The organism is Rhodococcus sp. 15-2388-1-1a (assembly GCF_002259145.1).
Taxonomy (GTDB): Bacteria; Actinomycetota; Actinomycetes; order Mycobacteriales; family Mycobacteriaceae; genus Rhodococcoides.
Map to the genome: position 1 here is coordinate 35,785 of NZ_NPFP01000009.1, position 18,999 is coordinate 54,783.

16 protein-coding genes are annotated in these 18,999 nt (G+C 67.7%); all 16 read right to left on the reverse strand.

Going from position 1 to position 18,999, the window contains the following annotated elements; translation table 11 throughout:
* Positions 1 to 3: 3 nt before the first annotated feature.
* The gene (locus CH302_RS30850; RefSeq protein WP_369679439.1) at positions 4 to 828 is read right to left on the reverse strand and encodes an ATP-binding protein; all 825 of its coding nucleotides are present in this window, start codon (positions 826 to 828) and stop codon (positions 4 to 6) included.
* Between the two features lie 363 nt (positions 829 to 1,191).
* Positions 1,192 to 1,815, reverse strand: a complete 624-nt coding sequence (locus CH302_RS08830) for a DUF4913 domain-containing protein (protein ID WP_037192108.1) — start codon at positions 1,813 to 1,815, stop codon at positions 1,192 to 1,194.
* Entirely contained in the window at positions 1,812 to 3,659 is a 1,848-nt protein-coding gene (locus CH302_RS08835) for a type IV secretory system conjugative DNA transfer family protein (protein ID WP_037192109.1), read from the reverse strand. Before CH302_RS08835 ends, CH302_RS08830 begins: the two co-directional genes overlap by 4 nt.
* Positions 3,656 to 4,435, reverse strand: coding sequence for a hypothetical protein (locus CH302_RS08840; protein WP_037192110.1), 780 nt, complete (start codon positions 4,433 to 4,435; stop codon positions 3,656 to 3,658). Before CH302_RS08840 ends, CH302_RS08835 begins: the two co-directional genes overlap by 4 nt.
* A complete protein-coding gene (locus CH302_RS08845; protein ID WP_037192111.1) occupies positions 4,432 to 5,916 on the reverse strand; it encodes an ATP/GTP-binding protein in 1,485 nt (494 codons plus the stop codon). Before CH302_RS08845 ends, CH302_RS08840 begins: the two co-directional genes overlap by 4 nt.
* Positions 5,917 to 5,930: 14 nt before the next feature.
* Complete coding sequence (locus tag CH302_RS08850) at positions 5,931 to 7,517, reverse strand: SCO6880 family protein (RefSeq protein ID WP_052047775.1); 1,587 nt, start codon at positions 7,515 to 7,517, stop codon at positions 5,931 to 5,933.
* 3 nt (positions 7,518 to 7,520) lie between these two features.
* Positions 7,521 to 9,704, reverse strand: coding sequence for a hypothetical protein (locus CH302_RS08855; RefSeq protein ID WP_037192112.1), 2,184 nt, complete (start codon positions 9,702 to 9,704; stop codon positions 7,521 to 7,523).
* A gap of 8 nt (positions 9,705 to 9,712) precedes the next feature.
* The gene (locus tag CH302_RS08860) at positions 9,713 to 10,447 is read right to left on the reverse strand and encodes a hypothetical protein (protein WP_037192113.1); all 735 of its coding nucleotides are present in this window, start codon (positions 10,445 to 10,447) and stop codon (positions 9,713 to 9,715) included.
* Positions 10,448 to 10,515: 68 nt separating this feature from the next.
* On the reverse strand, positions 10,516 to 10,929 hold the full coding sequence (locus CH302_RS08865) for a hypothetical protein (RefSeq protein ID WP_037172763.1): 414 nt from the start codon (positions 10,927 to 10,929) through the stop codon (positions 10,516 to 10,518).
* Positions 10,930 to 10,986: 57 nt separating this feature from the next.
* Positions 10,987 to 11,583, reverse strand: coding sequence for a hypothetical protein (locus tag CH302_RS08870; RefSeq protein WP_037192114.1), 597 nt, complete (start codon positions 11,581 to 11,583; stop codon positions 10,987 to 10,989).
* On the reverse strand, positions 11,580 to 13,277 hold the full coding sequence (locus CH302_RS30805) for a peptidoglycan DD-metalloendopeptidase family protein (RefSeq protein ID WP_037192116.1): 1,698 nt from the start codon (positions 13,275 to 13,277) through the stop codon (positions 11,580 to 11,582). Before CH302_RS30805 ends, CH302_RS08870 begins: the two co-directional genes overlap by 4 nt.
* A gap of 145 nt (positions 13,278 to 13,422) precedes the next feature.
* The gene (locus tag CH302_RS08880; RefSeq protein WP_037192117.1) at positions 13,423 to 15,486 is read right to left on the reverse strand and encodes a cutinase family protein; all 2,064 of its coding nucleotides are present in this window, start codon (positions 15,484 to 15,486) and stop codon (positions 13,423 to 13,425) included.
* 39 nt (positions 15,487 to 15,525) lie between these two features.
* Entirely contained in the window at positions 15,526 to 16,815 is a 1,290-nt protein-coding gene (locus CH302_RS08885; RefSeq protein ID WP_037192118.1) for a MinD/ParA family ATP-binding protein, read from the reverse strand.
* A complete protein-coding gene (locus tag CH302_RS08890; protein ID WP_037185244.1) occupies positions 16,815 to 17,471 on the reverse strand; it encodes a hypothetical protein in 657 nt (218 codons plus the stop codon). Before CH302_RS08890 ends, CH302_RS08885 begins: the two co-directional genes overlap by 1 nt.
* 74 nt (positions 17,472 to 17,545) lie before the next feature.
* Entirely contained in the window at positions 17,546 to 18,139 is a 594-nt protein-coding gene (locus CH302_RS08895) for a hypothetical protein (protein ID WP_230596315.1), read from the reverse strand.
* Between the two features lie 49 nt (positions 18,140 to 18,188).
* The coding region (locus CH302_RS08900; RefSeq protein ID WP_094649926.1) for a hypothetical protein at positions 18,189 to 18,999 on the reverse strand (811 nt) is incomplete at its 5' end.

Sequence of the window (18,999 nt, forward strand, 5' to 3'; positions counted from 1 at the left end):
CTGCTATCGACGCTGCCTCGTAGTTGTCGACCTCAGCTTGAAATTCGTTCCGACTCCTCGAGTCGTTTCGGCCGGCCAACCCGGACATCGCCAAACTCGACAGTGCGCCGGACGCGAAGCCAATTCCGGTCCCGCCGGTCGTGGTGGACGTCGGTGGGCTCGGGCAGGAGGACCGCAAATCACTGACCGCATCGTGAATTGCGCGATAGCGGCTGAGGGGTCGAAGCCCACTGCCCAGACCGACCCCAGGATCTGTACGTCGACTTCGACAGCAGGCTGCGCGTGACGAACCCGGTTGAGCATCGCTGTCACCTCGGGGCCGTTGGCCGGTCTGGACTCGGCCCCCGGTCGTAGATAGATCAGACCGTTCCGAACATTCTCCCCGTCACGCTGGCACGGCCATATTGCTGCTTGCTTGGGAGGATCGACGATGATGGCGACGACCTCGCTGCCGTCGATATCGATGCGCTGGTAATCCCATGCCGGTCCGGGATCGCCAACGAAGTTCGTCACCTCCCGACGCAGGTCTTTGTCGTCGAATCTGCCCGCACCGCCAATTGCTGGTGGCGTCGAGCTGTAGTCCAGGCCGACGAGCATCACTGCGTGACCGCCGAAACGAGGCGCAGCGAAATCCGGCGAGCGGTTGGCCGTTGCGAGGATGAATTTCGCAATCTTTGCCCTGCCTGTTTTGGTCGACAAGTCGACCTCTGATTTGAGCTCTAGGTGGTGCCCCTCGTGGCGATCGTCCCCAACCGCCAGCAGTTCCTCGACCAGAGTGCGCCAGTGGTGAGTTCCCGTGGGCAGTCGATCCATATGAAGTGCGGACATGCCGTCGTCTACCTCCGCCGCCACGTCTCTAAGAGGCGGTACTGGTTGCTGGGTCGTTGGGGAAATGACTCTCCAACGGTAACCGGGAAGCTTGCTCAATGGCTGATCACATGGGATCCAAGCTTGTAGATTTTCGGAGTCGGTCGCTGAGTTCGAGCCGTCTTCGTCGTTCTGGGTCCGCTGCGACTCTGCCTCCCAGAAACGTCCCGGTATCGGCCGTCGTCAGGGCGGGGACGCGCGGCCGATACCGGTTCGGCGGGGCTGCTCTCCGGGCGGCCGTGCGGTCCGTATCCGGGCGGGATGTACGGCGTCGCGGCCACGCTCGAGCTGTACAGGTCCGCAGCTCAGGGAGTGGGAATGAGGTCAGGTGGAAGGAACCCAGGCACCCATACGAGCGTTGAAAGTCCATCCGATGCCCTCGAAGATCACGGGACTGTCGGGGTCCGCGGGATCGAGCGGTTCGGCGAGGCCGGAGTCGATGGCCATGTTCATGTCGTCGGCCGAGATGGTGCGCACTTCCTCGGCCGCGGTGACATCGACGCCCGCTGAAGGCGGGGCCGGTGCCGGTTCGGGGCGCGCGTCGATGTCGGCATCGACGAACTCCTCGATACCGGCGAGCGTGGTCGGCGGCATCGCGCGGTGCGCACACCGATCGTGGGTGCAGCTGTCGAAGTCCGAGATGTCGCGGATGCGCGCCATGAGCGGCCGGAACCACTGGGTGTGCCAGGCGGTGAGGTCGTCCCGGTACTCGTCACCGCGGTAGTAGGCATCGGTCCACGCCGCCATCAGGGCGCTCAGCTCCTCGACGACGGGATCGTGGCGGTACCAGCACGGCGGGATCTTGGTGCCGAGCTCGTAGCGCTCGCGCAGCCAGGTGGTCCAGTCGATCAGCTCCGACCACAGGCCCCGAGCCTGTTCGGCGTCGAGGTAGCGCCAGGTGAACCGCGACGGCACCAACTCTTCCTGCTCCCCGCCGGGGGCGGTCACGACAGTGTCGTCCCGTCACTGACCTTGTCGAGCACTACCGAACCGGACTGCACCTCGGTACGTGGCGCGGTGCCCGATGCCACGATCTCGTCGAACATCTTCTGCGACTGCAGCACCGCGGCACGTGATTCCTTCTCGTCCCACACCGTCGGCAGATGCACCAGGATCGGCGGCGCGGTCCGGTAGATCAGCAGACCCTGGTCGGGGTCCATCTGACGGATCTGCGCCGGCGACATCACCGGAACCTCTCGCAGCGTCGGGCCGGACTGGGCGTTGCCCGACGGCTGCCACTCGTACCGGTCGCCGAGCATCTTCGAGATCGCCTGCAGCTCGTCGCCTTTGAGGCCGGGAAGGATCAGGCGGGCGGGGGAGTTGTCGGCAAACATCTTGCCCGCGACCGCGCCCCAGCGGAGCTTGTTCTGCTCTTCGTTGTGGGCGTAGGCGTGGATGGTGATGCCCCGGCCGCCCGAGTCCGACATCAGATCCGGCAGGCCGGGGATCGGGGCAACGTTGTTGACTTCGTCGAGTTCGAACCGGATCGGGGGATCGAATCGGCCACCGGGCAGGGACTGCGAATGCCGGTCGGCGAGGTAGTGCACTTCGCTGGCCAGGGCCGCGATGAATGGTGCCGCAGAATTGTCCTTGCCTTTCGAGACCAGATACAGCGTGTCCGTGCCGGATCGAATGAACTCGTCGATGTCGAACGACTCGCGCATCGGGACATCGACGGCCTTGAGCAGTGCGGGGGAGGCGAGCGGGGCGAGGAGTCTGCTGGCCGCGCCGATCATGTCGTCGGAGGAGTCCGATCCGGAGTCGAGGATCTGGCCGAGTTCGGCTTCCCAGCCGGGCATCGTCCGCATCAGGATCTCGCGTGGTTCGCGGCCTTTGCGGGAGTTCACCCATACGCGCAGCGTGGCCAGGTCCGCGCCGCTGATCGCGGCCGCGTGCAGGTAGCAGCGCAGCAGTACCACTGCCTTGTCCTCCCAGTAGCCGCCGTTCTTCGTGTCTCCCATCGGCATTGCCGAAACCAAGCTCTGCGCGCGGCGGATCGCCACGTCCGGATCCTTGCATCCGGAGAGGATCGACCAGCGGATCGGGTCGGGCCATCCGGTGATGTTGTCCGGATCGAAGATCGACACCCGTCCGAGCGCGGCGCGGTGCTCGTACGTTGCCGAGATCAGATCCACTTTCGTTGACGTCACGAGCAGGGTTCCCGGTGCGTCCATGCAGCGCCGATACGCCACGCGCCAGGTCTTACCCGAGCCGGTGACGCCCTCGACGAGCATGCAGTCGTTCTGCTTGATGTAGACGACCCTGTCGGGGTCGACCATGTTGCGGCCCAACGCGATCGCGACCTCGCTCGCGTCCAGCTTCGAGGCCCGCGTGCCTTTCAACGACGAACGGGTGGCGACGGCAGCGGTGCGAACACTCTTCTCGTCGATACCCGCCCGGGCGAGCTCACGTCGGCCGGCGAAGCCGCGTTGCGCCTGACCGCGGTGGTGCTGCCAGTCGTCGATCTCGGAGCTGATCCACAGGGCCACAGCGGTATACAGCGCACCGAGCACCAGAATGCACACCCAGGTCACCCACGCCGGGCCCGGCTGCGCGGTCGCCGGCCACGCGGCCGCGGGGTCCGACGGATTCGTGACCAACCCGCGGAAGATCGAGAACAGCTCACCGAAGCTGGTGGGCATCGCGATCACCTTGCCCGACACCAGCGAGGAGACCATGCCGCCGCCGGCGACAGCAAACACCAGCCCCACGATCAGAGCGGCACCGACCCAGACCTCGGACGGAACGAACGGCCCACTGGGCCTATGGGGAGGGGATTGCATCGCACTCATCGAACGGTCCTATCGTCGGTGGAAGAGACACGGCGGGAATAGCTTTCGAGCACATGCAGCTCGGCGGCGAGACCGACAGCGCAGTCCGCGTCGGCGACCAGGTCGAGGGCGGCGAGGTTGGCTCGCAGCTGCGTGATCCGGATGTACCGGGCCACCGCGGCGGCGTCGGTATCGGAAATCAGGTCGGGATGGGTGATCTCGAACCGCCCCTGGTCGGGCAGGTACGTCACGGTGGCCGGGGTCCGTCGACCGCTGCGCTCGGTGATCGAGCGGGCGACGTCGTGCGCGAGGCGGTGCGCGATGACCGGTGCCCACTGTCCGAGCAGCAGTGTCGAGTTCGGCAGTGGATCGGGCCGAGTCGAAAGCACACGCACATCGACGCCGGCCGCCACAATCACACGGCTATCGGGGCCGACGTCGCCCCGCCACTGGATCGGCAGGGTGACCTCGTCGCCGGCGGCATGAAGGTAGTCCGGTGCCGGTATCCGCGCTGTGCGGACGCCGGCGCTGTAGATCGGGATGGTGGCGAGCGCGCAGGTGATCTCGCCGGGGGTGCCGGACACACAGACTTCGTCGTCACCGTGGCCGGTGGGGGTGTGGGTGATGTCGGGGTGACCGGCGTCGAGGGCGGCGGCGAATCGTGCTGCGGCGGAAGGGGATGCGAACCGGCCTTCGCTGCTCGAGCAGGTGTCGTCGGCGTACCCGATGGGGGCCGGCGAGCTCACGCGCACATCGATGGTGCGGGAACGCCGGGCCGCTGGCGAGGAGGTGTTCATGCGGGCTTGACTCCTTTGACGGCGGCGTCGGTGTCGGTGAGGGCGATTTCCTGCGGGGAGCGGACGTGTTCCATCAGGATCGGGTCGGACGAGCCGATCTTGACCAGGCATTCGCCCTGGCCCAGGCCCATGATGATGTCTATGGACCCGGGTGGGAGGTGATACATCTCGGCTGTCTCGCGGGCGTCGTCGAAGCGTTCCTGCGCGAACAGGAAGACGATTCCCGCTTCCTGCATGAGCGCCCGGGCGGGGGAGTCGTGGGACATGTCCGAGGGGTGATGGAAGGCCGAGACGGTCGACAGTCCCAGTCCGCGGGAGAGTTTCATGTTCGACCGGAACACCGCGCCGGTCGATCCTTCGGCGACGTGCCAGCCTTCCTCGACGAGGAGGATGGTCTGCTTGGACACCGACGAGCGGGCAGCGAGCAGGTTCGCCAGCCAGGTGTTGATCACGGTCATCACCACCCGCAGCGCAGGTCCTTCGGTCGGCAGCGCGGAGACGTCGAAGTGCGCGAACGGGTGCTCGAGCGCGGCCCGGACCTCCGGGGAGGTTTCTGCGTCGACGAGGCCTTTGAGGTCCCGGTCGACCAGACGCAGCAGGGCCAGGCCCGGTTCGTAGCCCCATTCGAGGGAGCGCTCGGACCAGCGGTCACCGAAGTAGGTGCCGTCGTCGGTGGAGGGTTCGACGAGGCGGCGGGCGAGATCCTCGAGCACCGGTGCGCGGCCGGTCGCGGCGGCGTCGGCGTTGACCAGCTCCAACGCTCGGCCGACGGCGCTCTTCTCCGGTGTGGTCAAGGGACGTTCCATCGTGTCCGCGAGGACGGCGAGTACGAGGGCATCCTGACCGGCCGGGGTGACACCGTCGAGGCCGCCTGCGTGTTCACCGCCGGTGGTGATCGCCGGGTCGAGCAGGTTCAGTCTGGCGCCGCCGCCACCGGTTTTGAACCGGACCGATTCCACGTCGAGGGTGCGGGCGAAGATGGAGTACTCGCCCTCGCTGCCCTGGCGTTTCTTGTCGATGACCACCACCTGTCGGCCGAAGATGATCTGCCGCCACAGGAACGCGGTCTTGATCATCGAGGACTTGCCCTTGCCGATGTCCCCGACGACGCAGACGTTGATGTTGGAGATGTCGGTGCCGTAGAGCTCGAACGGATCGGTGATCACCAGATCCTGGGAGATCCGGTTCAGGCCGGTCACCGCTCCCTGGTGGCGGGCGCTGCGGCGGCTGATGGCCAGGTTCAGCGCTTCGGACTGCCTGGTCGTACTCCACGCGCCTTCGGTGCGAGGTTCGTACCAGCCGTAGCGGTCGAGGAGCGTGAACCTCCGAGGTGGCTTACGGCGGGCGACCTTGGCGGGGATCGCCTCCGCGGCCTCGAGGACGGCGGCGGAGTCGCCGAGCCGCCGTCGACGTGCCGAGCGGCTCGGTTCCTGGGCCGCGATCGGTCGGGTGGAGGGGCGATGGGTGGTGTGTTGCGGCATCGAAATCTCCTGGGCTACTTGGTGTAGCGCGTCACGGCGAGACCGCGAGCGAAGGGAAGGGTGGTGAACAGGGCGACGTCGTGCGTGTCGTCCTGCCAGGTGATGGTTTTGATCGCTGATTCGTCGGCGGCTTCCTCCACGCGCATACAGGCCCGCTCGAGGTCGTCTTCGTCGCGGCCGGTGACCGCCACGGCGAGGGAGTAGATGGTGCCGTGATGGCCCGAGCCGGGCATCAGATCCAGGCGTCGACGCCCGGACGCGGTGGCCATCACTTCGGCCGAGCCGTCGCCGATGATGCCTTTGCGGAGGGCGCTTTCCTGCGAGGCGCGGTCCTGAGTGAAGTCCTGGCTCGCCGCTTCCCGGGCGACCGCGTCGGGTACGAAATCGACGCGGATACTGACGGTTCGGATCGTCGGGGAGGGCGGGTTCTCGTCGTCGCCGATGTCGGGGGCGACCCCGGTCAGCAGCGGCGCGAGCCACAACGGGCCCAACGGAATGGGTTCGATGCTCGCCGGCGGGAGGAACCCGACACGGGTGTGCCAGCGGCCGGACACCGCCACCGAGTCCTGGCCACCGATGTAGGAGGGCCAGCAGTTTGACCACCTGGCCCCTTGGTGTCGATCGAGGGGGTTCGACGGGTCGACGAACGCGCGGATCAGCGCGCAGGTGCGCTGCTCACCGAGGACCTGGACGCGGCCCATGCCGGCGGCGACGAGTTTGCTCACCGCACGCATCGTCTCGTCGCGGATCACTTGGGCGACGCCGCCTTCGAATCGGGCACCTTTCCCGCCTGCCGCCCGCGCGGCTTCTGCCTCGAACTGGTCGGTCTGAGGGAACTTGAGTACCACGTACGCCCGGTGTTCTTCCGAGTGCGGCCGGATGGTGTCGATGAGGTCGCCGTAGGACTCCACCGGTGCCCGCAAGCGCATGTCCCCGAGCTTTTCGACCTCTCGCTCGACCCAGTCCTCGTGCATGGTCAGATCCGCGGGAATGGAGCGGTGGATCAGCTGTACTCCGCGGATGAGCGAGGTCTTGCGGGCCATCGAGGCGCTGAACAGACCGAACTTCTCCGATGTCGTCGCCCAGGCCGCGTCGGTGCGCAGCCCGCCGGCCAGGCCCTGCACGGACAGTACGACCGTGTAGTAGGCCCGCTCGCCGGGGTTCGCGGTGCGGACGATGAACATCTCGTCCAGGCCGGTGCCGGCGACGTCGAGCGGGGCCGTCCGCCCGAGCGGGACCGGGTACTCCCAGCCGGGGTCGAGATCGGCGATCCCGTAGGCAGGGTCGTCGGCGTTGCGGTAGAGGTGCTCCCCGCGCCGCATCCGCGACCAGTTCCGCAACCGGTGCAGCCGCCGCGCCGCCAGGGAGGTGTCGCCGAATTCGTACGTCGAGGCGAACACCCCGACGTAGAACACGGCCACGAGCCCGACGGTCATCGCACCCCCGCCCGCGGCGAAGTAGTACACCACGCCGATGACCAGAGCCGCGGTCCAGGTGATGAGCACCGGTGCCGAGATCCCGGTCATACCCCGGCGCGCGATCTCACCGCCCAGGATGGAGGTTCTCTGCTCGCTGTCGTGCTCGACGATCTCGGTCGACATCGCTTACCTGCCTTCGGCTTCGGACGGAGCGGACTCGGCACCGGACTTGGCTTTGTTCATCGCCGCCGCTGCGGACTGCGCGGCGATCGGCACCGCTGCGGCCCCGGCCGAGGCGACCGTCGCGGCCGAGCCCGTCGCGAGCTTTCCGCCGAGTCGGCCGGCCATTCCCATGGTCGAGCGCTTCGGTGTCGACGCCCCGCCCTTGTCGGTGCCGCCGCTGTGCGCGGCCCCGGTGGTGTGGCCGGGGGCGGAATTGGTCGACGGCGTCGAATGCCCGGATCGGGTGGCCTTGTCGACGCCGTCGCCGGAGCGGGTCGAGCGCGGTGTGACGGTCGACCCGCCTCCGCCTCCGCCCCCGCCTCCACCGCTACGGCTGCGGAACAGGGCCGAGCTGCCCACGCCTCCGATGACACCGCCGGCGACGGAGCCACCACCGCCGCCGAATCCTTCGGAGTCGGCCTTGGTCGGCAGGATCGGTGCCCACTTGAGCATCGCCCACGGTGCCAGGCCGACGACGACCATCGAGGCACCGACGAGCACGAGAGCGCCGAGCGAGGTCAGGTCGCCCGAGCCGCCGCCGCCCGAGAGCAGAGCGTTGTTGGCCCCGGCGAGCACGATCGCGATGAGCAGGAACAGCATCGGCTTGCTGAGCACGATGCCGACGAACGTGAACAATGGCCGCACGGCCTTGGTTCGCCACGTCGGGTGCACCCACATGCCGTAGCCGATTCCGGCGATGCACGCGGTCAGCGGAAGCCCGATCTGGTGCATCAGCAGACCCAGATAGACCGACATCGCACCGAGCAGCAGGATGCCGAAGAAGACCAGCCCGACGATCGAGCCGCCGACGACGGTGTCCTTGTTCAGCGTGCCCATCGTGGCGTAGATGTTCTGCACCATCTCGGTGATCGTGGAGCCGCTGAAACTGGCGATGCCCTCGGTGAGCACCGTCGCGAACTCGATCACCAGTTGAGCCAGGGCCAGGGAGAACAGCATCATCACCACCCCGGCGGGCATGTAGCCGAAGACGTTGGCCACCAGCTCCGACGGTGAGCCCTTGTGCCGTGATCGCATGATCGCCAGCAGTACCGCCAGCGACATGACCATGATTCCCAGACCTGTCGATCCGGCGTAATAGGTCACGAACCATTGCTGGGTGGGATCGAAGTCGCCGGTCGAGGTGAGTCCGCGCAGGACGGCGTCGGTGAGTGAGAGTGCCCCGCTCTTGGTGGCGTTGACCCAGTCGTCGATGACGGTGGTCGGATCGGTGACGAAGTCGACGACGTCGTTCGCTGCCCCCGAGATCCAGGAGAACGCCTGCAGGTAGGCCTTGCCGAGCTTGTACTGCGGGGTGGCCGCGATGACCTTGCCGAGAGTGTCGTCGAGGCGTTCGGTGAACGAGGTGTTCTTGTCGATCCAGTTCGCGGTGCCGGCGAACAATCGCCCGATCGAGAGGTTCCAGTCCTGGCAGCGGCTGGCATCTGCCCGTTCGGCTTTCGAGCAGTCCACGAAGAACGCATGCATGCAGTACTGGTCGCCCGAGCCCTGCGAGCACGGGTCCGACCAGGCCGCGTCGGGCACCTTGTCGGCACCGGGCAGCGCCTTGATCGCGGTCAGCGAGTCCGCGTCCGGGCTCTGCGCCCAGGCGAAGCCCCACGTTCCCCATTCTTTGGTGCCCCACCGGGCGAGGTCCTCGGCGCAGGTTCCCGTCGGTGGGTGAAAGCTGGTGTCCCCGGCCGGAAACACGGTCGGCAGAGCGTCGGCGGGTGGTTCGGTCCCGTCGGCGACGGCCTGACGGGTGATCTCGGCCGTGGCCTGGGCCTGCGGGTCGGAGCCGACCGCGCCCGCACCGCCGAGCATGACGGCTTTGTTCTCGTCCGATGCCGTCCAGTACAGGAGCCGGTTTTCGTTCGTGAGTGCTTGGGAGATATAGGTTCCCAGGTCGCCGCCGTGGTCTGCGCAGTTCCCCGTGAACCAGGGCCCGCTCCGAAATTCCTCGGTACCGCCGATGAATTTCTTGAGATCGTCCGGGAAGTGCGCGGGCAGCCTCGATGCCGGTTGCTGGGCGGTGACCGCCCCCGGAGCGGGAGCGGGAACGGCGGAAGGCTGAGCGAGCGCAACAGCGGATGACCCGAACAGAGCCACCAGTGCGGCGGTGACCGCGACGAGAACGAGACGGCGAATCATGTTCTCTCCTAGTCGATGTAGAAGGTGTAGTACCCGGCGGTCAGTTGACCGCCGAGCGCGGAATCAGCGGCCGGGTAAGAGGCGTCTTCCGGCCGCGGGCCCTGGCGGTAGGACCAGTCCTTGGCCTTCCAGTCCCCGTCCTGCCAGACCAACGAGATGTCGGTGGTCGCCCACAGAGTGCTCACAGCGACGGTGCCGGTGTTGTTGATGTCGGACTGGGTGGTGGTCATCGACCACACCGAGATCTGCGCGGCGTCGGCGGAGAACGAGGACACGTGCACCGCGGCCGGCAGGGTGTTCATCACGTCGCTGCTCTCGACGCGGTTGCTGCCGAGTTCGATCTCGCGGGCCAGTTCGGCACCGGGGTCGGCGGCGATCATCGTCGAGCGGACATCGTTCATGTCGATGCGGCCCTGGCTGGCCTGATCGAACGCCTGGAGCACGTTCACCGCGGCCGTCGATGCGCCCTGGGTGTCGCGGGTGTAGCCGCTGGGGACACCGTTGTTCACCGTCGTGGGCCCGTGTACTGCGCGGATGGCATCGCTGCCGCCGGTCTCGTCGGAGCCGCCCGACAGACCGACCACGATCACCGAGACGACGGCGAGGATCGCCAGGGCGACTGCCCCGAGAATGATCCAGCGTTTGGACCCGGACTTGCTGTCGGAGTGCTGATCACCGGAGACGGTGCCGGTGTTGGGCGAGCTGGGGGGTTCGGAGCCGACGTTGCGGTAGTCGATGGCCATGATGAGTGCTCGTTTCTGCGGACGGTGCCGCGTCGGGGCAAAGAAAATGGAGGGTAGAGCCGGGTCGGCTACGCGCCGGGCTGGACGAGAAGCAGGACCGCGCCGACGATCGGCGAGACAGCAGCCACACCGCCCAAGATGATGAGGGAGAGCTTGAGATCCTCGCCCGCCTCGCTCAGATCGCTGGACATGTTGCGCTTGCGGGCCTTCCTGGAGGCAAGGAACGAGGTCAGCACCCACAGGCCCGCGAGGGCGATGCTGGCTCCCCAGATCGCCGCGAGCAGGCGCTTCCACGTCTGGTTCAGGGCGGGCCCGAACAAGCCGATGTCCGGGTTGACCCCGTCGTACGGGTTGACCGCCTGTGCGGCGGCGACTCCGCCGGCCAGGACGGTCAGCGCGGCAGTGATAGCGAGGACGCCGAGTACGCGGCGTGCTCGGTGCGGTGTACGGGTGGTGGGTGTGGTGACGGATTCTGTGTCCATCGGGGGTTCCTTTCCGAAACGGGTTGTTCTGCAGTGAAGCGGGTGAACGAGGCAGGGCTATTTGTCTTGAATGCGGCTCACCTCCCAGCCGTCGGACCCGCGCCGCAAGATCATCGCGACGACCCTCTCGCTCACCGGTGCACCGTCGACGGTTTGGGTGACGCGGTAGGACCGGTAGGCCGTCGAATCTGTCTGCGGGGGAACGGGTTCGTCGTCGGCGGCGAGATCGGGGGTCAGCACCGCGCCGCTCGCGGCCCAGCCCAGCCACTGCGCACCGGGGCTCGATTGCGCTGTGGTGGAGGTGATCTCGCGCGCGTACTCGGAGGTGAGCAGCGGCGCGGTGCGGGCGGCGGCATCGTTGGGTCCGTCGTCGACGGCGGTGTTCCAGGTGAACCAGACCGTCAACGCCGCGGTGGCCACCGAGTCCGGGTCCTGCCGGTCCACCCCGGCCGCGATGTCGGGCAGCGCAGTCGCAGTCGGCGGCGGGGTGCGGGTGGGATCGCTGCCACTGGGCGGGGGCGTTCCCGGTGTCCACTGCTGCGCCGGTATCGACGGGGCATCGTCGCTGCCGTTGTCCGTGCTTCCACCACTGCAGGCGGTGAGAACCGTTGCAGCGATGAGGATTGCGGCCAGTGCGGTGTGGGTGGTTCTCATCCAAATCTCCGTGCTGTCAGGCCGCTCGCGGGCGGGGTCCAGTCCGATACCTTCACGACGTCGCCGGACTGCGGTGCCTCGACGACCTTGTTTCCGCCGAGCCAGATGAAAATGTGGCCGGAGTGGGGTTGGATGATGTCGCCGGGAGCGAGGTCGCCGGGGGTGGCGATCACGCGGCCGCGGCTGTCGGCGATCTGCGCCGAGTCCTGGTGGGGGAGCACGATCGCGCCGCCGGAGGCTTGTGCGACGGCGTAGAGGACAAGTCCGGAGCAGTCGAAGCCGACCTTGTCGAAGTCGCCGATCATGTCCGCGCGGCCGCCGCCGTCACTCACTCCCTTGGTGGGTCCGTTGCGGTCGCCTCCGCCCCAGGCGTAGGTGGTGCCGAGCCAGCGCATCGCGGCCGCGACGACGTTCTGCCCGAACGGGCCACCAGGGACAATGCCCGGTGTGGCCTGGGGGACGGCGACGGAGAACGCTTCTGCGGCCCTGCGGGGAATCTTCGCGACGTAGTCGAGGGTTTCGGCGTTCTGGCACACCCGGCCCTGCGAGAGGGTCGCGCCGGGGCCGCAGTTGTACATCGACAGATACAGCTCGGTCAGGTCGCCGCTGACCTTGCCGGCGGCGAGCGAGTCCTTGGCGATGCCCGCCAGCTCGCAGTCGTAGGCGGCTTGACTCATCACCGCATCGGCAATGCTGCGGGTGTCCTTGCGGCCGTCTCCATCACCATCGACGCCCTTCGCGGCCCAGGTGGCGGGCATGAACTGCGCAGGCCCGTCCGCGCCGGAACCGTTGCTGTGGGCGTTGACGTCGAAACCGCCCTCTTGTTCGAGCTGCGCCGCGACGACAGGCGCGGTGACCTCGGGGCACACGGTGCCGGCCTTGACGATCCACGGCTCGAAGTCTGCCGGCACCGACCCCGGCCGCAGTCCGGTCGACCCGGCCGGGACACCGCATCCGGGTTTGACCGCAGCGGCGAGCTTTACTGATCGACTCGATACACCCTGCGCCGCGGCACCGGTGGTCGGCATCGCGGCGGAGAGGCCGGCCGGGGCAGCGGCGAGAACGTCCGCGCTCGCGGTCGGTGCGGTGGCACCCGCGGCCGCGAGCCAGGCAACGGGATCGACCGGGCTCGATCCGGACGCGAGACGAGTCCCGGGCCAGACCTCGAAATGCAGGTGCGGCCCGGTGGATTGACCGGCGTTGCCGACGCCGCCGATCGGGTCACCGGCCTTGACGGTCTGGCCCGCCCTCACCCCGACACCGTCGTCGTTCATGTGGCCGTAGACCGTCGAGAGCGACTGGCCGTCGACGGTGGTGTCGATGATGATCCAGTTGCCGAACCCGCTGGCGTGTTCGGCCTTGACGACCGTGCCGTCGGTGGCCGCATAGATCGGGGTCCCGAGCGGGGCGGAGTAGTCCTGGCCCTGGTGTCCCTCGGCCTCGCCGGTGACCGGATTGGTGCGGGCACCGAAACCGCTCGTGGCCTGATAGGTGCCTTCACGCAGCGGCATCACCACCGTGCCCGAGTGCGGGGCCACCACGGCCGAACCGGAAGGCAGACACGTGCCTTCGTCGACGGGCGGTGTGCGATCGCCCGACAGGACCCCGAACAGGCCGATCGCGGCGACGGCAGCGATCAGCAGCAGGCTCAGTGCGCCGGCACTGCCCTTGCTGCCTTGCTGTGATGCTGCCATCGGTGCATGTCCTCACGAATCGAAAGAATGATCAGTGCCCGCCCGGACACCTGTGGTGGTACGCGTAGTTCTGTTGTGGTGCTGTAGTTTTCGGCTGCTCTGCGTCATGCCCGCCCGGCTGCAGAGCCTGCTCGGTGGCCGCCGGTCAGCCCCCGATCTTCTGGGTGAAGAAGTCGATGAGCCATTGCAGGGCGCTGCGGCCGGTGGAGTCGACCGTGAAGTCGCCGTAGGACTGGTGCGCACCGGAGGCGAAGAACGTCGCGGCGTCGATACCGGCACCGACCAGCTCGGCAGCATCGCCGGCACCCGGTGACGAGCCCAGTGAGACGAGACTGCCTGCCAGACCGGCGAAGTCGCCGGTGGAGGCTTGCTGACCGATCGCTGCGGACTGACCGGTGACCTGGGTCTGTGCGCCGAGCTGGTCGGGGCTGGTCTTGGAGGATCCGGTGAGCACTCCGACCGCGACCGAGGCGAGGTCGAGCCCGATCGGGAGCAGCTCGGCGGCGGCCGCGAGGTTGCCGGTTTCGAGGATCTTCCACGCGACTTCCTGAATCGCGCCGACATCGTTGGCCAGGCGGATCACGTCGACGTTGCCGAGCAAGCTCAGCACCAGGGAGGCGATTTGCGCCGAGCCGCTGGGGTCGGGGATCATCGCCACCAACGCTGCCAGGGTGCTCAGGTCCACTCCCGCAGCCATTTTCACGATCGGTGCGAACTGGTTGTTGAGGTCTCCGGCGATCTTGTGCGATCCCGCAACATCGAGTGCGGCGACCTTTTGCGGCAGCGCGATCAGGTTGTCGACGATGCCTTGGTAGTCCAGGCTCGTGAAGCCGGTAGCGACGTTGACGATCTGGTTGACCACTGTCTTCGGCTTGAGCAGTGAGAGGACCTGCGTTGCCGAGGTCAGCGCGTCCGGGGACACGGACTGCAACGGTGCGACCTGCCCGCTCAGGGTCGACGCGGTGCCGGCGAGGCCGGCGGTGGTGCCGGTTCCGCCGAGTACCGACGAGGCGGTGTCGGCGATCGAGGTCGCTGTGCTCAGGACTGCGGGGATGTCGATCTGGTCGAGTGCGTCGAGCACCGTGGAGGTCTTCGCTTCCGGCGATCCTTCCGGTGCGGTGTCGAGAGTGGAGCGGATGCCGGGGTTCGCGGCGATCACCGACTGCACATCGGCGACCGGTTCGAGGGTGTTGAGCAGCGATATCGCCGAGGCCCCGACGCTGGCGACCTGAGACTGAGTGCGGTTGGTTCCCACCGAGTCGGGCAGGGTGGCGACCCGCTCGCCGAGGGTCGAGGCGGTGTTCGCGGCACCGGCCAGATCGACGCGGGAGAAGTCCGAGACCAGCGACGACGCAAAATCGCTGACCGAAGCCGACTGTGCCGGTGTCGTCCCGGGCTGTGTTCCGGCACCCGTGACGCCTCCCTGCGCGATCGTCGACGCTGCTGCGGTCGATCCGCTTCTGGTTTGCCTGCCGGTGATGGCTGGGTCGACGGGCTTGTTCGCCAGGACCTTGCCCAGGCCCGCGAGCAGACCGTCCTTGCCTGCATTCGTCGAGCAGTACAGGTCCGTGGGATTGCAGAGCTGCTTGACCACTGGGGCCAGGGAACCGAAGCCTTCGGGCCGGACGCCGCCGATGCCCTGGCCGTCGACCTTCGGCCCGACGACGGTGCCGCCGGCGGTGCCCTGGTGCGGATCTGCGACCAGACCGACGCCGAGGATGCGGGCCGCGGGCACGACGCCGCGGCCGTTGCCGATCTCGGCGGCGATGTCGCCGGCAGCGTCCGCGCCTTGGGAGTAGCCCGAGAGCAGGAACTTCGACGTCGCGCACGCCGAGGTGAGGATGTTGTTGATCGCGCTCTTGCCGGTCTCCTTGCTGTCGGCGTAGGTGCGGCCCTTGTCGAACGCCGAGGCCGCGTACGCCGGGTAGTAGACCTCGATGTCGTTGCCGTACTTCTGTTTCAGCGCGTTGCCGACAGTGGCAAGCATCCCGACCGGGGTGCTCGGATTCGCCGCGGCGTTGGTCTCCCACGTACCCGGGGCCATGATCGCGACGTACTTCGCGCACGAGGTCGCCGCCGTCGCGGCCGGGGCTGCGTGTGCGGGGACGGTGCCCGCGGCCAGGACCACCGCGGAGACGACGATGGTTAGCGCCGACGGTGTCCGGCGCGGTCGTCGACGCGGGGCGGTGTGCGTTCTCTGGCCGGTCATGGTGTTCTCCTCGTGTGCGTCGAGCGGGGTGGGAACGGGTCAGGCTCCGCGACGGTCGCGGCTGCGCCGCTCCCACTGCGAGAGCTGCGGGGGTGGTGCGCTGTCGGGCTGGCGGTTCACCGATTGCGGCGAGTACGGATCGGTGAATTGGTAGGCCACGCCGTGTCGTGCCGCGGCGACGTTGTCGGCGATCAGGGCGGTGACGTTGGTGTAGGCCTCGATCGTGGCCGGAGGAAGGTCCTTGTAGACGATCCGATCGCCGCGGGCGAGCGCTGATTCGTACGGGGCCTGAATGAAATTGCTTTCCTGCACACCGAGATTGCGCAGATCCTCGAAGACCGCCGACGCCAATCCCGGGTTGGAATCGGGGGTTGCACAGGTCACCACGACCGTCGATGCCAACAGGTGCCCGTAGCCGCGGGCGATGATGCCCTCGAGCATCTGATAGACCTGCCGTGCGATGTCGAGGCGTAGCGGGAGCGGAACGACCAGGGCATCGGAATGCTGCACGGCCCACTGCCAGCTCTCGGCCAAAGGATTGGCAGCGGTGTCGATGACGATCAGGTCCCGGTGTCGGCGCAGCACTGCCATCACCGCAGCGCATTCGTCCCACCCCAGGTTGCGCTCACGGTCGGCCGAATTATCAGCAGCGAGAATGTCTTCCATCGTCGGTTGACGCCGCAGGAACGCATTGAGCGATCCCGACACCGCCGACGAAGAGGCCAGCTCGTGTGCGTGGTCGAGCAGGTCCCACACCGTGAGCTCCGGATCGGTGGTGCGGGCGGCTCGATCGCCGAGACTGCCGAGTGATTCGCTGGCGTCGAAGACCGTCACCCCGTGGCCACGGTGCTTGCCGAACGTCGAACCGAGCATGACCGATGTCGGAGTTTTGCCGGCTCCGCCCTTGGGATTGATGACCGAGACCACCGAGCATCCGGGAAGGGGTTGTTGCACAACGCGAATCGACTGACGCAGTCTGACTTCGGCAGAGGTGGGCTTGGGTTTGAGGTGAGTTCCCAGGGCGGCGTTGATCCGGCCCCTCAGGCCTGCTTCGGCGGGCTCGGCGGTCAGGTCTTCTTCCTGGCGGTCGAACAGTCGTGCGCGGTAGAACGCTGCGGGGTCGACATCGGGTGTCTCGACCGCCGCCAATGCGTCCTGCCCGACCCCGTACGGGTCCGGTGCGGTGTCGTCGGCCGGCTCTTCTGCAGGCTGTTCGTCCGGTTCGGATTCGGGTCGGCGCAGCCGCTGAGCGCGGAGGTTGACGGTGTCCTCGGCTTCGTAGCCCGCGACGGGGTTCTCGACGTCGGGGCGCGGGTGCTGTTCGGCCATCAGCCGACCTCCGCTTGATCGTCGACGAGCAGGTCGGAGAGCCGGATGGCCTGCCACGGCCGGTGTCCGGGAACCTCGCACCACACCGTGGCCGGGTTCTCGTCGTCGATCTCGAGGCGTTCGAGGTGCACTCCGTATCGCGCAGCTAGAGCGGCGAGCCGTGTGCCGTCGAGGTGAGGGTTGGAGATGTGCAGTATCAGCCGGATCGCGGGGGCGTCGAGCTCTTCGCGTAGCTTGCCGGCGAGAAAGGCTGCCTTGCCGGCCGCCGAGTCGTCGGCCGAGGTCTGATCGCCCTGCCGGAACACCGCGTCCTTGGCGTGAAATGTTCCGTACCAGGCTGTTTCGTCACCGTCTCCGACCACGGCGAAGCTGCCGCGCTCATCGCCTGCAGCGTAGAGCTCGACCACCGGTGCGGCCGACGCCGCGGAGGCGACCGCGTCGGTGACCTGCTCGGCTTCGCTGGCGCGCAATCCGTCGTAGTCGAGGTCGAGCTGCTTGTAGAGCTCGCGTTTGATCTTCTGCCACATCGACCAGTCGGTCAGCCCGGACTTTTCGGCCCATGCGCGGATCTCGCTCGCGGTCGACGCCTCGAGGGTCTCGCGTGCCTGTCGTACTGCGGTGGCGGCCTCGGCCCATTCGCTCGCTGCATCGCTCATGTCCTGGCGTTCCTTTCGTGGTGGCTGTTCGCCGCGGTGCTGCGGCGATCTCGCGCTGTGGCGGCGGTGGGTGATCACGCTTGCTCGATGGCGGCGATGACGTAGCGACCGTCGACCTGGTCGGTGGTGATCCGTTGGCGGTACTGCGTCCCAGGCCCGTTCGGGCCGCTCTCGGTGAGAGTGAGGGTGTAGGAACCGGTGCGCAGCGGGTCGATGTCGAGGCAGTAGGTGGTGCCGACCGGGATGGTGGCGATACCTGCGTCGAGGTTGGCTTCGACGGAGAACGGGGCACTCGCCGGGGCGTTCGGTGAAACCAGAGCGTGCGCGGCCGCGCCCGATCGCTGGACGTAGTAGGCGTGCTCGAACGCGGCGATGACCCCTGGGCCGCTGTTCCGATCACCGGCCGGCATCGAGCAATCCGGCCCGACCGCAACGGTTGTCGGCGCGACCGAGGAAGAGGCGATGGTGTCGGTGGCTGTCGTGTCCGGCTCGGAGTCGCCACCGCTGAACAACACAGCGGCGGCGACGGCCACGAACACCACAGCAGCCCCGGCTGCCGCGACCGCGCGTCGGCGCGATCGCGGCACACGGGGCGAGCTCGACGGCACCCCTGACCGGGCGGGGCCGGTGGCACTGGCAATCGGAGATGTCGTCGAACGGCGGATCATCTGGATGTTGTCCTTCCTGGCTTGTTCAACTAGCTGGCTGTAGGGCGAATCAGGCGGGTGCGAACGCCGCCTGCAAGCCGCCGAGAGCGGCAGTGGCCTGATCGACCAGAGGAGCTGTGGCGGACTGGACGGCTGCGACGGTCTGTGCCACCTCCGGCTGTGCGAGCGCGGTGGAGGTGAATCCCTGTACGGCGTCGTACGCGGGTTCGGTCCACACCTGGGCGGCGGTAGTTGCCTGCTCGACCGTGGTGTCGATGGCGTTCTGCACACTGGGGGCATCGACGGTCAGCGGCGCAGCCGGAGGAGCCGGGACGCTGTCCGGCGCCGGAAGCGGTGCAGGCTCTTCGATGATCTGCTGCTCGCCGCCGAGAACGGTGGCACCGAGGACGCCGCCGATGACAGCGCCTGCGCCGGTCAGACCCAGCACGATCGGTGCGGAGAGGGCCGCGCCGACTCCTGCTCCTGCGAGCGCGGCTGCGCCGGGAATGAACACCCAGCCCAGCGGCCCGCCCCAGATGACCGCGGGTGCGGCTGCGGTAGTGGCGGCGGCACCGAGTCCACCGCCGATGGCAGCAGCCGTTCCGGTGATCACCGCAGCCGGGACCACGGACGCGGCAAGGCCGACAGCGCCGCCGGTGATGACACCAGTAGCGGTACCTGCCGCGATGCGGTCGGCGCGTGGAGCGTCGGCGAACCCGTTGTCCACGAGCCAGTTTCCGCCATCAGCCTGGATTGCCTGGGTGGTGTTGTTGAACTGCTCGACGAAATTGCGGTCAACGATGTTCGGGTCGTACGGCACGAGTTCACCGCCGACGAGGAAGTAGCCGTCGGGTGCGTCGATCGGAGCTATGACGGTTGCC

Bases quoted from the DNA above. Each gene is read 5' to 3' on its own strand.
- CH302_RS08835 (WP_037192109.1), bottom strand. From the start codon at position 3,659: ATGAGTGCGATGCAATCCCCTCCCCATAGGCCCAGTGGGCCGTTCGTT.
- CH302_RS08840 (WP_037192110.1), bottom strand. From the start codon at position 4,435: ATGAACACCTCCTCGCCAGCGGCCCGGCGTTCCCGCACCATCGATGTG.
- CH302_RS08880 (WP_037192117.1), bottom strand. From the start codon at position 15,486: ATGACCGGCCAGAGAACGCACACCGCCCCGCGTCGACGACCGCGCCGG.
- CH302_RS08885 (WP_037192118.1), bottom strand. From the start codon at position 16,815: ATGGCCGAACAGCACCCGCGCCCCGACGTCGAGAACCCCGTCGCGGGC.
- CH302_RS08850 (WP_052047775.1), bottom strand. From the start codon at position 7,517: ATGTCGACCGAGATCGTCGAGCACGACAGCGAGCAGAGAACCTCCATC.
- CH302_RS08895 (WP_230596315.1), bottom strand. From the start codon at position 18,139: ATGATCCGCCGTTCGACGACATCTCCGATTGCCAGTGCCACCGGCCCC.
- CH302_RS30850 (WP_369679439.1), bottom strand. From the start codon at position 828: ATGTCCGCACTTCATATGGATCGACTGCCCACGGGAACTCACCACTGG.
- CH302_RS08855 (WP_037192112.1), bottom strand. From the start codon at position 9,704: ATGATTCGCCGTCTCGTTCTCGTCGCGGTCACCGCCGCACTGGTGGCT.
- CH302_RS08870 (WP_037192114.1), bottom strand. From the start codon at position 11,583: ATGAGAACCACCCACACCGCACTGGCCGCAATCCTCATCGCTGCAACG.
- CH302_RS08845 (WP_037192111.1), bottom strand. From the start codon at position 5,916: ATGCCGCAACACACCACCCATCGCCCCTCCACCCGACCGATCGCGGCC.
- CH302_RS08865 (WP_037172763.1), bottom strand. From the start codon at position 10,929: ATGGACACAGAATCCGTCACCACACCCACCACCCGTACACCGCACCGA.
- CH302_RS08860 (WP_037192113.1), bottom strand. From the start codon at position 10,447: ATGGCCATCGACTACCGCAACGTCGGCTCCGAACCCCCCAGCTCGCCC.
- CH302_RS08890 (WP_037185244.1), bottom strand. From the start codon at position 17,471: ATGAGCGATGCAGCGAGCGAATGGGCCGAGGCCGCCACCGCAGTACGA.
- CH302_RS30805 (WP_037192116.1), bottom strand. From the start codon at position 13,277: ATGGCAGCATCACAGCAAGGCAGCAAGGGCAGTGCCGGCGCACTGAGC.